This window comes from Candidatus Hadarchaeales archaeon, from assembly GCA_038736355.1.
Taxonomy (GTDB): domain Archaea; phylum Hadarchaeota; class Hadarchaeia; order Hadarchaeales; family WYZ-LMO6; genus WYZ-LMO6.
Genome location: JAVYML010000003.1, coordinates 64988 through 78297 on the forward strand (window position 1 = coordinate 64988; position 13310 = coordinate 78297).

The following is a 13310-nucleotide window of genomic DNA, read 5'->3' on the forward strand; positions in this document are numbered from 1 at the left end:
AAATTCTCTGTGTCCCTCAGGCTCCCTCTAGCCCTTTGTCTGGTCTTCGTGGGTTCCTTCCTACTCTTGGAAGCCTCCACCCCCCTTCCCTCCTCCTTTTTGGATTTCTCCCTTCTTTGCCTGGCCCTGGCTTCCATCCTCTCAGGCTTTCTCCTGGTGGAGCCTTCCTCTCAACTTTTTCCCTGCCTCCTAGTAGGTTTGGGATTTTCCCTCCTCCTCCAAAGGGAAAAGGAAAACTTTTCGGAGGCAAACGAATGGATCTTTTTGATCCTCTCCTTTCTCCTCTTTTTCTTGGCTATCTTCTCTTACAAACTCCTAAGGCCGAGGAAATAGAGCGTACAGGGAAGGAGGATTACCCCCATTCCGTGGGATCTCCTTACTCCCACCCTTCCAGGGAGAAGGCCTATGGCAGTGGCCGTGAAGAGGAGGGGTAAACCGATTGGACCACAGAGGAAAAGGGTGAGGAAAAGGATGAAGAAGAAAATGGAAAGGCAGAGGATCCTGTAGGGAACTTTTGAGATTTTGGAGAAAACCAGCCTTCCCAGGGGAAGGACCAAGAGGGTGGAGAGAGCACCAGCCAGCAATGCCACGCCTAGAAGGGAGAGGAGTTCTCCCCTTCCCATCTCTAGGAGCTCCCCCACTGCTATCGCTGCTCCACTCCTAGGTTTGCCTATGGCGTAGAGGGCCACGAAGGAAAAGAGTACCTTCACCATGTTGACCACGCTCACCGAGAAGAGGAAGTCCTCCACCCTCTTCGAGCGGGTGAGTAGCTGGGAGAGCACCGTTCCCTCGGCGGGCCCTATTCCTGGAAGGAAGCCCGTGAAGATTCCGGCCCCCACTCCCGAGAGGAGGGGTGGAAGGGAAGGTCTGAATTCCCCTTCTACTTTCTGTTCTGGTAGCTTCTTTCTCGAGGCAAGACTCTCCAGCATCACGCTAGTTCCGAAGAGTCCGGTTAGGAGGGGCATGAGTACCTTGCCACCCAGGTCGAGCGTGAGCAAACCGAGGGCTCCGGAGAGAAGAAAAATGAGGAGGGACCAGAGCATGCGGTATAGGCTCCCTTCCGAGAGGATCATCAGGAGGATCACGGCAAGCAAGATCCATCCAATGAGCGGATTCAAGAGCGCATAGATTCTTCCAAAGATTTCCGCTAGGAGCAGGGCGAAGAGCACGCCCATGAAGAGACCCCAGAGACAACCGGTAGTTGTGATTTTCAGGGAGAGATAACCCTTTCCTTCCAGCACCATTCTGTGGGAGGGGAGCACGGAAAGGGCAGTACCCTCTTCAGGAACTCCAAGGAAGGTTGAGGGAAGGTAACTGATGAAGGTTTGTACTACCGCCATGGTAACGACAACCATGGCCCCAGCGAGGGGTGGAAAGTGAAGGGAAAGGATAAGGAGGGGTATTAAGGGGGTAAGGTTGTTCACGTGTATACCCGGAAGGAGCCCGGCGAAAATCCCGAGCCCCATCCCCAGCAAGAAGCACAAAAGAAATTCCATTGTTAGTAGAAGTACAGATGGGTGTTCCTTTTCACCACTACTTCCAGTTTTCCTCGGTAAAGCTGTACCCTTCCAGCCGCCACGATCCTCTCTCCCACCTTCACCCCGATGCTGAAGGGAAGGAAGATACTGAGTTCTTCCCCATCCTCTTCTAGGGTTAGGAGGAGGAAGTTCTCTCCCACCTTCGTTACTTCCTTCACCCTACCCTCTACCTTTACTAGCTTCCCCACTTCTTCCTTCCCTATTTCACCAACCCTGCGTGGAGCTTCCCTTTTGATCCTGATATCTCCAGGCTTGCTTGGGACCACTTCGAGCTCCCCCTTCCATTCCTTAACCTTTCCCCTCACTTCCACCCAATCCAGCAACTCTATTCTCTTCTCCATTCCTTTCCTCACCCCTGCGAAAAGGGGAACGGAAACGGTAAGGTTCTCCTCCCCCACTTTCAGGAAGAGATGTCCATCGGGATGCTCACTCAAGTCCATCACCCTTCCGGAGAGGAGGACCGTACTCCCCAACCTTTCCTTGGTGAGGGAGGAAACCTCAAGCCTTTCCGGTTCGGAGAGCCTGAACCCCAGGTAAATCAGGAGAAGTCCCATGACCGCACAGATCAAGATCAACTTTTCCGTTTTCATCGGTCGGGATGGGGAGTAAGTTTTTTATAAGGAGAAAAAACGAACGGAAACTATGAACAGGTGGATTTGTCCCCTTCTCTCCTCCCTCCTTCTTCTTTTCCTCCTTCCTCCCTCCTTCGCCGGTTCTTCTGTCTATTCCTTCCAAGCCACCTACAGGCTCACCAACACCAGTTCCTCCGAAGTAGAGGGTTGGCTAGAGGTCTTTGCCTTTGACAACGAGAACTTCGGGTGGGATTTCCAAGTGGTACTGGAAGAGAACTTCTCTCCCATGCCGCAAGAGTTTCGCGGGGAGGATAATAGGATCTTGAAGTTCCTTTTGGGAAAGCTTCCTCCAGGAAGTTGGAAGGAGGTCCGCCTAATCCAGCTCCTGAGGGTGAAAGGAAGGAAGTGGGAAAGGCTGGAGGGGGAGGGGGAAATCCCACAAGAGCTCCTGAAGTTCACGGTCCCCGTCCCGAACCTCTGGGAGGATGCTCCGGAGTTGAAGGAGAAGGCGGAGGAGTTGAGGGGGGAAACCCCCTATTTGACCGCCAAGAACCTCTTCGAGTTCGTGAAAAACCATCTGAGTTATGTCAAATGGGCTCAGGATCAGAGTGCCCTTCAGGCCTATCGAAGCCGTGTGGGAAAGTGTACGGAGTTCACCAACCTCTTCATTGCGCTGGCTAGGCTCTCCGGTCTTCCCGCCAAGTTCCTAGCTGGATATGGCTACAACTCCAAGCTGGGTGAAAACGCCGAGGAAATGGGGCATGCCTTTGCAATCCTGTACCTCCCGGGTGTGGGATGGGTGCCGGTGGACGAGACTTGGATGGGAGGACAGTTTGGGGAACTGGGGGAGGATCATCTCATCCTCTTCTCCAGCGATGGTTCCAATTTGGTAAAGAACGGAAGGGTGAGCATTCCGGGTGAGAAATGGAGTGGGGGAACGAAGCTGGAAAAATTCCTCTACCTTTACAGGGAGGCAGCGGTGGAAGCGGACCTGAAGAGAGGGGGACTGGAGAATGGAAAAATAGCAGTGATGGTAACTCTGAGAAATACTGGCAGGAGCATTCTCGAAGATCTAACCGTGCGCTTGGAAGTGGAGGAGGACTCTTTCCGTCCCGTGGCCCCACAGATGGTGAAGAGGCTGTCTCCCAGGGAGGAGGTGGAGGTGGATTTCTACTTGGAGCCCTTGAGGGGAGCGGAGAATTCTCCCTTGAGGGCAGAGGTATGGGCCCGCAGCCCCTATGGGGAGGTTTCCTCGGAGAGCACCATGTTCCTTACGGTGGTTATCGAACCCGCACCTTCCCCACTCCCTCTGCCCTCCGAGCTCCTTCTATCCGCGGTAGCAGGGTTAGTGGTGGTAGTAGTCCTGATCCTTCTCCTCAAACGCCGCTGATTTCTCCGTTTTAAAATTCCTCCATCTCAAACAACTCCGATGGGTTCGCTCCCCTTTCTTCTCCTCCTAGCGGTCCTTTGGTATCTTTTCGTCTGGCAGAAGGGAAAGCTGGTAGAAAGAAGGAACGACCTCTTACAGGCCCTACGAAGGGTGGAGGAGGATCTGCGCAGGGCCTTGGAGGGAGAGCATGCATGAGGAACTTTTGAGAAGGGTGGAAAAGTTGGCGGGGGAGGAAAGGCTTTCTCCATCTTTCTTTGATGGGATTCTGGAACTGCTTTTGGAAATAAGGTCCAGACCTTCCCTTAGCTCCGATCCGGAGATAGCATCGGTTCTCCAGTGGATGGAGGAACTGAGCTTCAGGCTGAAGGATTCCGATAGGGGTTGCAGGTCTGGCTTTCTCAGGGAGGAGTGGAGGAGGATTAGGATTTACGAGTTCAGGAGGTTGAAGGAGGGTCTCTCAGTGTTGGAAAAAAGGTTGAGGGAACGTCTACGAGGAGACCCTCCCTTGGAGCTGAGAAGGTTGGTGGAAGAAATGAGGGAGGAGGGCGCGATAAGGGAAACCACTTGGGCCCTCCTGCTTTCCTCCCCTTGGGGTAAGAGGGAAATGGAAAGGAGGGAAGTGAAGGAAGCCCTCCTCAGGGTCCTGCGCCTCTTCTCGGAGTTTAGGGAGTTGAGGAGGGAAAACCGTGGGATGGAGAAAAAAGACTTCGGTGCTGGTGGAGCACGGTAGATGGATTTCTCAACTCCTCAACGACTTCAGGGTGTTGGAGCAGCGCTTGGAGCACTTGGAAAAAAGGGTTGGAATGCTGGAGGAGTGTCTCCGCCGTCTTTTGGAGGGAAAATGATTGGTTTGTGGTTTCAGGATCCTGAGATTTGGCAGGAAGAGGGTTCTGCGCTTCGAATGCGAAACCTGTGGGGAGAGTGCAGATCCGGGGCTCTCCAGCAAGTGCATGGAGGGCTTGCTTCGGGGACTGGCTGATTGCCCCGAGGTAGAAGAGGTACAGTTTCCCGGAGCCTACGAGAAGGAATATGCGGGGGAAGAACTGAAGGGTCTGAAAAAGCTAGCTTTTCTCCTTTTCGACTGGGAACTCAGAGCAATGATGAAAACTTGTGTGGGATGTGGAAGATGCGAGGGGGAGAGGAAGAACCTCCTCTCTTCTCTTTCCTCCCGTCTTTCCCTTTCTCCCCTTCAGGCCAAGGAGAAATTGAGGGGTTTTCTCGGGGAGATGGAGGCCCTATCCAAAGGGGGAAGTGGGAAATGCAGGGAATGCCGTTCCTTCTTCCTAAAGGAGTTCTTGCGCCCCATGTGGGAAGAACTGAGAAAAACTTGTGAGGAGGTCTTCAGGGAGGGAAGGCTTGCCGGGCCCAAACTCCGCCCTTCTTTCATGTTCTCCAAGCTGAGGATGGATCCTCCACTTGGCTCGGAGCCTGTAGAGGAATACAGCTTGCCAGGAGGAAAGGTGAAAATTTACAGATATCCTCCCACTTCTCAGTTCCTCTACTTCCTCTTTCCCAACGAGTGTTTTCTTCCTCCGGACTTCGTGAGGCTTCTCCACGAGCTCAGGGAAAACCTCTTCCGGGATCCTCCTTCTTTAGAGGGTGACAGGGAAGTTCTGGAGGAAAAGATCAGGAGACTGTCGGCGAAGAGGATAGCGGAGGAGATGGGGAGGAGGGGTTGGAGGACTGGAAAGGAAGAGATATACCGTCTTTCGGAGTCCCTGACCAGGTTTACCGTGGGTTTTGGAGTGCTGGAACTCCTTTTCTCGGACGAGAAGGTCCAAGATATCTATCTGGATGCCCCACCCGGAGAGACCCCCATTCACCTTTACCATCAGGATTTCGAGGAGTGTCTCACGAACGTTTATCCTTCGGAGGAGGAAGCGGAGCTTTTGGTTTCAAGGTTGAGGGCCCTAAGCGGCAGACCCTTTTCCGAGGCTGATCCCGTACTGGAGGCAGAGCTTGGGGAAGTGAGGATTACGGCTATAGGACCTCCCCTCAGCCCGGAAGGAAAGGCCTTTTCCTTCAGGAAACACCGCTCCTCTCCCTGGACCCTCCCCCAGTTTGTGAAAATGGGTTTTCTCGATTCTTCCACGGCTTCTCTCCTTAGCCTCTTAGTGGATGCACAGGCTTCCCTTCTCCTGACGGGTACGAGGGGCTCGGGCAAGACTTCCCTCCTCACGAGTCTCCTCTTCGAACTTCCTCCCAAGTTGAGGATTCTCCTGCTCGAGGACACGGCCGAGCTTCCCTCTGCCTTTCTTCGCGCGTTGGGATTCAAGGTACAGACTCTTCGCATACGTTCACCGATAGGTAGAACAGAAGTTGAACCCTCTGCGGAGGAGGCCCTGCGGACCGCCCTTAGGCTCGGAGAATCCGTGTTGGTGGTGGGAGAAGTAAGGGGCCCCGAGGCCAGAACCCTCTTCGAAGCGATGAGGGTGGGGGCGGCGGGGAACTGCGTGATGGGAACCATCCACGGGGCCAATGCGCGGGAAGTCTTCGAGAGGGTGGTTCATGACTTGGGAGTGCAGCCCTCTTCTTTCATGGCCGTGGATGCCGTGGTGTCAACTGCTCCCATCAGGCCCCTCGGAGGGATGAAGAAGAGGAGGAAGGTAGTGCAGGTGGCGGAGGTGGTGAAGGGGAAGGAGGGAGAGTTCAGGGAACTGGTGAGGTATGAGGTGGGGAGGGATAGATTCGTAATGAAGGGATGGAAGGCCTCAGAGCTCCTTCGTTCCGTGGCGAGGAAGTGGGGAATGGATCTCCGTACTCTCCTGTCCTATTGGAGGTTGAAGGAGAAGCTTCTCAGAACGCTCGTGGAGGCGAGTTCGAGGAAGGGGAGACCGGAGCTTCTGGAGGCTAGGTTCCTCTTCCGCTCCAATCAGAGGTTTAGGCTGCTTTGGGAGGAAGAAGTGGAGGGGGGAAGGCCCCTTCCCGAGAGAGTGGAAAAGAGGTGGAAGGAATGGTTGAGAAAAGCAGTCGAGTGAATTTTTTCATCCGCTCTTGCAGATGGGCAGGCAAGTGGTTGGGTAAGCGGTGGAAGGAAGATACTGAATTGGAAGAGAGTTTGAGGTTCCTAAGGTGGGAAATAGGGATGGGGGAAGTGAAGGCTTTTGCCCTCCTTTCCTCCCTCCTTTCCCTGCTTCCCCTTTTCCTTCTCTTACTCCTTTCCCCGAAGTTCCTCCCCCTCCTCCTTCTTCCTCCCTTGGTTTATTGGTGGGTTAGGACCCACCCCATTAGGCAGATGGAGAAGGAAAGGGAGAGGGGAAGGGGGGAAGTACCCAGGCTCCTGTGTGCCCTTTCTTCTTCCCTCCTCTTGAATCCCAACTTGGAAGTAGCCGTGTCCTTTGCAGCGGAAAATGCGGAGGGGAAGATGGGACCAGAACTGAAGAGGGAACTCTCCAATTTTTTTCTGGGGATTCATAAGGGGGCGGAGGAAGTCCTTAGAAGGTTCTCGGAGAGGTGGGGAAATCCCCCAGAGCTCTCCAAGCCTCTTCCCCTCCTCCTAGCTTCGGTGAAGATGGGGGAGGAAGACAGGAGAAAGGCCTTGGAGCAGGCGCTGGAAACTTCTCTCGAAGAAGTGAGGGAGAGGTTGAGGAGTTTTCTGGGGTGGGTGAAGCTTCCCCTTTTCCTCCTCTATTCCTTCGGGGTAGTGCTCCCCCTTTGTCTCCTCACCTTGGTTCCGGTTTTGGGTTCCACGGGTCTCCTTTCCAGTCCCCTCCCTCTAGTCATGCTCTACGGCTTTCTTCTTCCTTCAACACTCTATCTCCTGAGCTCTTGGATTCTTTCCAAGCGTCCCCTCTTCTCATCTCCACACGATTCGCCGTCGGCTGGAATATTCTTCTTCCTTTTACCCCTCCCCCTTCTCTTTCCCCTCTTCCGTTCGCTTCCCCCCTCCGAGCCAGGGGTGTTGGGTTTTCTTTGGTTGGTAGTCCTCCTCCTTTCCCTCTACTTCCTCTCCAAGCGGGATGGGGGAGAACACCTCCGCTCGCTGGAAATGGAGGAGGATTTTCCAGGATTCCTACAAGAGCTGGGAAGTAGGTTGAGGGAAGGCAGACCGATGGAGGAAGCATTGAGAAGGGCAAGCGAGAACAGGGGGAAGCTTTGGGAGAGATGGGAGGATTCACCTTCTAGGCTAGTAAAGGGTACTCTTTTCCTCCTTCTCGGGTTGGCAGAACGCAGCGAGAGGGCGACTGGAGAGGCAGCCCTGCAGCTTTCTTCCCATTTGAGAAAGTTGAGGGAGGTAGAGCGTTGGGGGAGGCAGGAACTGGCGGAGATTTCTTCTTCCATGCGTTCTATGGCCCTCTTCTTTTCACCCCTGATCATCTCCTTGACCTGTCAGATGTACTCCGTTCTCTGGAAGAGGGGAATGGGTTTCTTACCCAGCTTCCTTCCCCCTCCCCTTCTCCTCTTCTTACTTGGTAGCTACCAGCTGATCCTTACCCTTTTCCTCCTCCACCTCCTTTCAGAAATGGAAGGAACGGAAAGGGGAACCCTTTTCGCTTCCGGTCTTCCCCTCTCCCTTTCGATGTTTACCCTGGGTACAATAGGTGGTGGGGCCTTCTTGAGTTTTCTCACCTAACTGCCAGAAAGGTATCAAGTCCGCTCTTCCGTGGGAGATCCGTCACGTAAATTTCTTTCCTAGCGGGAAGGGAAACGTTGACCACAAGCGTCCTGCCCAAAGAAACTTCTAGCACCGAGGACTTGTGTGCATGTGCATGGATCCAGAGGTCGGGCTGTCTTTTCTCTATTACCTCCTCCAGTTTTTTGTTCCCCATCTCAGGCCAGGAGTCTTGGTTCTCTCCTTTCAGAGTGACAAAAGTGGGGGCATAGTGGGTGAGGACCACCTTGATGTCCGTATCGAGCTCCCCCAACAACCTGTCGAGCAACTTCACTCTCTCGGCGTAAATCTTGGAGATTCCGGAAAGATGAGTGCGTTGCCAGTAAGTGGGACGGGAGAGGGATCCCTGCGAGCCTACTACACCTATTCTGGTCCCCCCCATTTCCAGCACCACGGCTTCACTCTCTATCCAGCGAAGATCCAGCGCCAAGTATTTTTGTCTGTCTTGAAGGTATTCCTCGTTCCCAAAACAGGCCAAGACTTCCCCCCGATGGAACTTCCTTAGGATTTCTAAGAGGGGAGGGAGCTGAGTGTGGTCGTTTTTGTATACGAGGTCTCCTGCCAGCAAAAAGAGATCTACCTTTCCCATCCTCTTTAGAGCCTCACTGAAGAGGTCGAGGTATTTGGGGGAATGAATGTCTCCGGCAGCAGCAATTCTAATCCCCAAGCTCTCCCACCCTTGCTCTCGCGCTTTTTGATCGACTCACTTTAGCCTGGCTCTAAAAGCCGTGAGGGTCACGGTCCTACGAATATAGGGAATCCTTCTTATTTCGATGACGGTTCTGTCCACATCCCTCACGGGACCCTCCAGCACGCAGACCACATCGTAATCACCATGTACGAAGTCCACCATGGTTACGTTGGGCATTTTGCGTAGTTGCGGTATCACATATTCCTCCTTTCCGGGTTCCACTTCCACCAGCACGTAGGATCTTCCTGCTGGAGAGGAATCGGCGCTCATCTACCTTTCTTTTTTGTAATTTGAGGCTTTTATAGGGACTCCCTTTCCCAACCTTTTTTTATTTCGATGTTTATGCAGGTAAAGATGCAGCAATCAAAAGAGTACGATCCTAGAAGGGTGGAGGAAAAGTGGCAGAAATGGTGGGAGGAGAAGGGGATCTACAGGTTCGATCCCCAGAGCAAAGCACCCACCTACGTGATAGATACCCCTCCCCCCTATCCAAGTGGAGAATTCCATTTGGGTACGGCTTTAAACTGGACCTACATGGATATCGTGGCCAGGTACAAACGCATGAGGGGCTTCAACGTGCTCTTTCCCCAAGGCTGGGATTGCCATGGTCTTCCCACGGAAGTTCAGGTGGAAAAGAAATATGGGATAAGAAAGGGTGATCTTCCACCAGAGAAGTTCAGGGAACTCTGTGTGAAGCTCACCGAGGAAAACATAGAGAAGATGAGAAAGGAGATGCGTTCTTTGGGCTTTTCCATAGACTGGACGAGGGAGTACAGGACGATGGATCCCTCCTATTTTTGGAGGACTCAGCTCTCCTTCGTGAAACTCTACAAACAGGGGAGGATCTATCGGGGTGAACATCCCGTCAACTGGTGCCCTAGATGCGAGACAGCCATAGCCGATGCAGAGGTGGAATATGAGGAAAAGGAGGGGAAGTTGAATTACCTGAAGTTTTCGCTGGAGGAGGGTGGAGAGCTGATCATAGCCACCACCCGCCCAGAATACTTGCCCGCTTGTGTGGCCGTTGCAGTCCATCCGGATGATGGGAGGTATAGACAATACGTGGGGAAGAGGGTGGAAGTTCCTGCTTGTGGGAGGAAGGTGGAGGTTATTCAGGACCCAGAGGTGGATCCAAACTTCGGTACCGGTATTGTGATGATCTGTACCTATGGGGATAAGACCGACGTGAAATGGGTGGCAAGACACGGCCTTCCAGTGATAAGGTTGTTGGATGAGAGGGGAAGGATGACGGAGGAGGCGGGAAAATATGCAGGGTTGAGCGTGGAGGAGGCGAGGAAGGCCATCTTGGAGGACCTCAGGAAGGAGGGAAAGCTGCTCAGGGAGGAAAACCTCCGGCAGAGCGTAGGGGTTTGTTGGAGGTGTAAGACACCCGTGGAGATCCTGACGAAAAGACAGTGGTTCATGAGGGTTCTGGATTTGAAGGAGAAGGTAGTGGAGGAGGCGAAGAAGGTTAGGTGGGTACCAGAGTACATGGGACAGCGTTTGGTGGATTGGGCCAATTCGATGGATTGGGATTGGGTGATTTCTAGGCAGAGGATCTTCGCCACCCCCATCCCCGTCTGGTACTGCAAGGGATGTGGTGAACCCTTGGTGGCGGAGGAGGATCAATTACCCGTGAACCCGCTCAAGGACAAACCTAGGGGGAGATGTCCGAAGTGTGGAGGTGAGGAATTCGAAGGGGAAAGGGATGTCTTGGATACTTGGATGGACAGCTCCATCACCATCGCCGTTCATGCGGGATGGCCAGAACTCGACCGCAGGCTCTTTCCCGCGGATCTTCAACCGAACGGAACGGACATCATAAGGACTTGGGATTATTACCTTTTGGTCAGACATCTCGCTCTACTCGGTGAAACCCCTTACCGAACGGTTCTCATCAACGGGATGGTCTTTGGGGAGGATGGCAGAAAGATGTCCAAGTCTTTGGGCAATTTCATCGAGACCTCCTCAGTCTACGGAAAATACGGAGCCGATGCCCTCAGACAGTGGAGCGTGCTGGCGGCCTCCACCGGGTCCGATGTTCCCTTTTCTTGGAAGGAAGTGATACACGGTTACAGGTTCTTACAAAAGCTTTGGAACGCCGTCAGGTTTGCGGGTCCTCACCTAAGGGATGTCAGGGGGCCGGAGGGGCTCAACCTGAGGACGGTGGACAGGTGGATCCTGAGTAGGCTTCAGAAACTGGTGGAGAGGGTTACCTCCTTGCTGGAGGACTTCCAGTTCAATCAGGCCCTCATCTCCCTCCAGTCCTTCGTCTGGCACGAATTCTGCGATCTCTACATAGAGGAAATCAAGCACCGACTTTACAGCGATCGTTCCGAAGAGGTGAGATATGTGTTGAGAGAAGTGATCTCCAAAGTATGCAGACTCCTCGCCCCCTTCATTCCCCATCTCACGGAAGAAATCTACCAGACCTACCTGAGGGACGAGGGTTACGAAAGCGTCCATCTCGCCCCATGGCCTTCCCCAGAAAAGGAGAGGGTGGACGAGGAGGCGGAGAAGACGGCAGAGCTCCTTCATTCCGTGCTGGGCCTTCTACGCCGGTTCAAATCCTCCCGCGGTATCCCCCTCAACAGGGAACTGGAAGAGGTGAGGATTTACGCCTCTCCCCCGGTGCTCGAGAGGCTCAAGGAGGTGGAAGAGGATTTGGTGGCCACGGCCCACTTGAAGAGACTCTACCTCTCCTCCGAGAAACCAGAGCTGGAGGAAAGAGTGGTGTCCGTGGAACCGGACCCCTCTAGGCTGGGACCCAAGCTCCGCTCCAAGATAGGAAGGCTCGTGGAATACCTCAGGGAACATGGTAGGGAGGTGGCTAAAAGGCTGGAAAGTGGCCCAGTCACGGTGGAACTCGATGGGGAAAGGATAGAACTCGGTCCCGGGGATGTGAGGATCAGGAAAGAGGTTTTTTACCGTGGAGAAGGTGTGGAGGTAATCGGGTTACAGGAGCCTGAGCTGTTGATGGTCATCAAGGGCAGGCGTGATTCGTCCCCCTAGTCCCTTTTAAGTCATCCGGGGAGGAGGGAAAGAGCCACAAGGAGGAAGAGGAGGAGGAAGAGTAGCAAGAGGGAGAAAGTTCTAGCCTTCCTCATTCTCTCCTGCTGTTTCTTGAAGAGCTCTTCACAGGAAGATGAACAGAAAAGTTTATCCCTTTCCACCGCCTTTCCACAGGAAAGGCAGTGTCTGTGGTCTTCCACCATCTTTTCACCCCGTTAAGATTTCCGTTCCAGAGTGTTCTCCTCCCTCCACTATGAGGGGTATCCTAGGGATTTCTTTCTTTCCTATTACCAAAGTCCTTATCCTTAGCTGCTGGAGGAGCTTCACGGCCACGGGATCCAAAATAGTTCTCATGCCAGGTGATACTTTTGTCCCCACCAGTTCGAGGAGTTCTTTTGTACCAATCCTATCGAGCTTTTTGGCAGTGGGGTCCAGCTTGGGATCGGAGGTATAAACTCCATCCACATCCGTCACGAAGAGGAGCAAGGAAGAATTGGTGGCTTTCGCGGCCATGGCGGCAACGGCATCGGTGGTATGTCCTGGTACTGTCCCCCCCATTACGGGAACCTTTCCCCTCAGCATCAGTTGGGAGGCTTCCCTGAAGGTGGTGGGAGGAGAAGGTTCGGAGAGGTCCCCCAGGGCCATGGCAAGCAGGCGTGCATTGAGGCGCGTGATTTCTATTCCGAGTTCATGGAGGAGCACTTCCGTTCCACCCAGTTCCTTCCCAGCCTGTATGTATTTTCTGGCGGGTTCCCCTCCTCCAACCACCACCAGTACTTCATGTTTTCTTTCCACCAGTTCCCTCACCACCTTCGCTGCAAGCTTCAAATTCTCCACATCTGGCCAGTGGGGAGAGAGCACGGAACCGCCGAAGTTCAGGGTGATTCTCACATGCCTTTGCAGCATTTTTAAAATAAATAGACATAAGCTGCAACATCTCTGATAGAGATAGTTGAAGTGCCAAACAGCCCATATCGGGTTACGTATAACATCGAGCATGGCTACAGAGTTTTAGAGTTTCTGGAAGCGTATGGGCTGATGCTCCGGAGGGCGATAGACGAGATATGGGATAGGATTGGGTGGGTTGAGAAATTCGGTGGATCTGGGGAACGCAGATCCTTCCGATCATACCCAAAGATGGAGCGTTCAAGAACCATTATCTGAGGGATCCGTTGATGAAGGATTGGACCTACCCAAAGCACTACGTCGACTCGGCTATTAAGCAGGCATACAGGGCAGAGACTTCATCCATAAGCCAACGACTTTTCTCTCCGGGGAATACGAGCAGAAGGTGCTCCAGATGTGGGATGATCAATGCTCCGAAGGGAGCGAAATACGAATGCAGGGGATGCGGGTTAAGGATCGATAGGCAGCTCAACGCTGCCATAAACCTGTACCTTCAGATGGAGGGAGCTTTCTCCGGGCAGGAAGCTCTTCAACGGGCTGATGAAGGCCTGGAGCGTTCACCCTGAGGGGAGGCCGATGAGGGTTCCTA

At 53.5% G+C, this 13310-nt stretch carries 15 protein-coding genes; 9 read left to right on the forward strand and 6 right to left on the reverse strand.

Annotated elements, in window-relative coordinates; genetic code table 11:
* The first annotated feature begins 9 nt into the window (after positions 1 to 9).
* Positions 10 to 333: a hypothetical protein gene (locus tag QXG22_05085; protein MEM0359359.1), complete on the forward strand. Its 324-nt coding sequence runs from the start codon at positions 10 to 12 to the stop codon at positions 331 to 333.
* Here the strand turns inward: QXG22_05085 and QXG22_05090 are convergent.
* Both QXG22_05090 and QXG22_05095 read right to left on the reverse strand, forming a co-directional pair.
* On the reverse strand, positions 306 to 1496 hold the full coding sequence (locus QXG22_05090; GenBank protein MEM0359360.1) for a tripartite tricarboxylate transporter permease: 1191 nt from the start codon (positions 1494 to 1496) through the stop codon (positions 306 to 308). The two genes, QXG22_05085 and QXG22_05090, sit on opposite strands and share 28 nt — an antisense overlap.
* A gap of 2 nt (positions 1497 to 1498) precedes the next feature.
* Complete coding sequence (locus QXG22_05095; GenBank protein MEM0359361.1) at positions 1499 to 2128, reverse strand: hypothetical protein; 630 nt, start codon at positions 2126 to 2128, stop codon at positions 1499 to 1501.
* Between the two features lie 52 nt (positions 2129 to 2180).
* Between QXG22_05095 and QXG22_05100 the strand changes: the two genes are divergently transcribed.
* The 6 genes from QXG22_05100 to QXG22_05125 all read left to right on the forward strand — a co-directional run bounded on the left by QXG22_05100 (position 2181) and on the right by QXG22_05125 (position 8073).
* Positions 2181 to 3500, forward strand: a complete 1320-nt coding sequence (locus tag QXG22_05100; GenBank protein MEM0359362.1) for a transglutaminase-like domain-containing protein — start codon at positions 2181 to 2183, stop codon at positions 3498 to 3500.
* A gap of 39 nt (positions 3501 to 3539) precedes the next feature.
* Positions 3540 to 3695 (forward strand): hypothetical protein, encoded by a 156-nt coding sequence (locus tag QXG22_05105; protein ID MEM0359363.1) that lies wholly within the window; start codon positions 3540 to 3542, stop codon positions 3693 to 3695.
* The gene (locus tag QXG22_05110; GenBank protein ID MEM0359364.1) at positions 3688 to 4230 is read left to right on the forward strand and encodes a hypothetical protein; all 543 of its coding nucleotides are present in this window, start codon (positions 3688 to 3690) and stop codon (positions 4228 to 4230) included. Before QXG22_05105 ends, QXG22_05110 begins: the two co-directional genes overlap by 8 nt.
* The gene (locus QXG22_05115) at positions 4211 to 4345 is read left to right on the forward strand and encodes a hypothetical protein (GenBank protein ID MEM0359365.1); all 135 of its coding nucleotides are present in this window, start codon (positions 4211 to 4213) and stop codon (positions 4343 to 4345) included. The genes QXG22_05110 and QXG22_05115 overlap by 20 nt, the downstream gene beginning before the upstream one ends.
* Complete coding sequence (locus QXG22_05120; protein ID MEM0359366.1) at positions 4346 to 6478, forward strand: type II/IV secretion system ATPase subunit; 2133 nt, start codon at positions 4346 to 4348, stop codon at positions 6476 to 6478.
* A gap of 80 nt (positions 6479 to 6558) precedes the next feature.
* A complete protein-coding gene (locus QXG22_05125; protein MEM0359367.1) occupies positions 6559 to 8073 on the forward strand; it encodes a hypothetical protein in 1515 nt (504 codons plus the stop codon).
* Here QXG22_05125 and QXG22_05130 read toward each other — a convergent pair.
* Together QXG22_05130 and QXG22_05135 are read right to left on the reverse strand one after the other, a co-directional pair.
* Entirely contained in the window at positions 8066 to 8779 is a 714-nt protein-coding gene (locus QXG22_05130; protein ID MEM0359368.1) for a metallophosphoesterase, read from the reverse strand. The two genes, QXG22_05125 and QXG22_05130, sit on opposite strands and share 8 nt — an antisense overlap.
* 36 nt (positions 8780 to 8815) lie before the next feature.
* A complete protein-coding gene (locus QXG22_05135) occupies positions 8816 to 9073 on the reverse strand; it encodes an Lrp/AsnC ligand binding domain-containing protein (GenBank protein MEM0359369.1) in 258 nt (85 codons plus the stop codon).
* An 84-nt stretch (positions 9074 to 9157) separates the two neighbouring features.
* Between QXG22_05135 and QXG22_05140 the strand changes: the two genes are divergently transcribed.
* Entirely contained in the window at positions 9158 to 11815 is a 2658-nt protein-coding gene (locus QXG22_05140) for a valine--tRNA ligase (GenBank protein ID MEM0359370.1), read from the forward strand.
* Positions 11816 to 11826: 11 nt separating this feature from the next.
* On the opposite strand, the gene QXG22_05145 is transcribed toward QXG22_05140, so the two are convergent.
* Together QXG22_05145 and pyrH are read right to left on the reverse strand one after the other, a co-directional pair.
* Entirely contained in the window at positions 11827 to 12018 is a 192-nt protein-coding gene (locus QXG22_05145; GenBank protein ID MEM0359371.1) for a DUF2116 family Zn-ribbon domain-containing protein, read from the reverse strand.
* Positions 12019 to 12022: 4 nt separating this feature from the next.
* Positions 12023 to 12721: a UMP kinase gene (gene pyrH, locus QXG22_05150; protein ID MEM0359372.1), complete on the reverse strand. Its 699-nt coding sequence runs from the start codon at positions 12719 to 12721 to the stop codon at positions 12023 to 12025.
* Between the two features lie 269 nt (positions 12722 to 12990).
* On the opposite strand from pyrH, the gene QXG22_05155 reads away from it, so the two are divergent.
* On the forward strand, positions 12991 to 13287 hold the full coding sequence (locus QXG22_05155) for a zinc ribbon domain-containing protein (GenBank protein ID MEM0359373.1): 297 nt from the start codon (positions 12991 to 12993) through the stop codon (positions 13285 to 13287).
* The last annotated feature ends 23 nt before the right edge of the window (positions 13288 to 13310 follow it).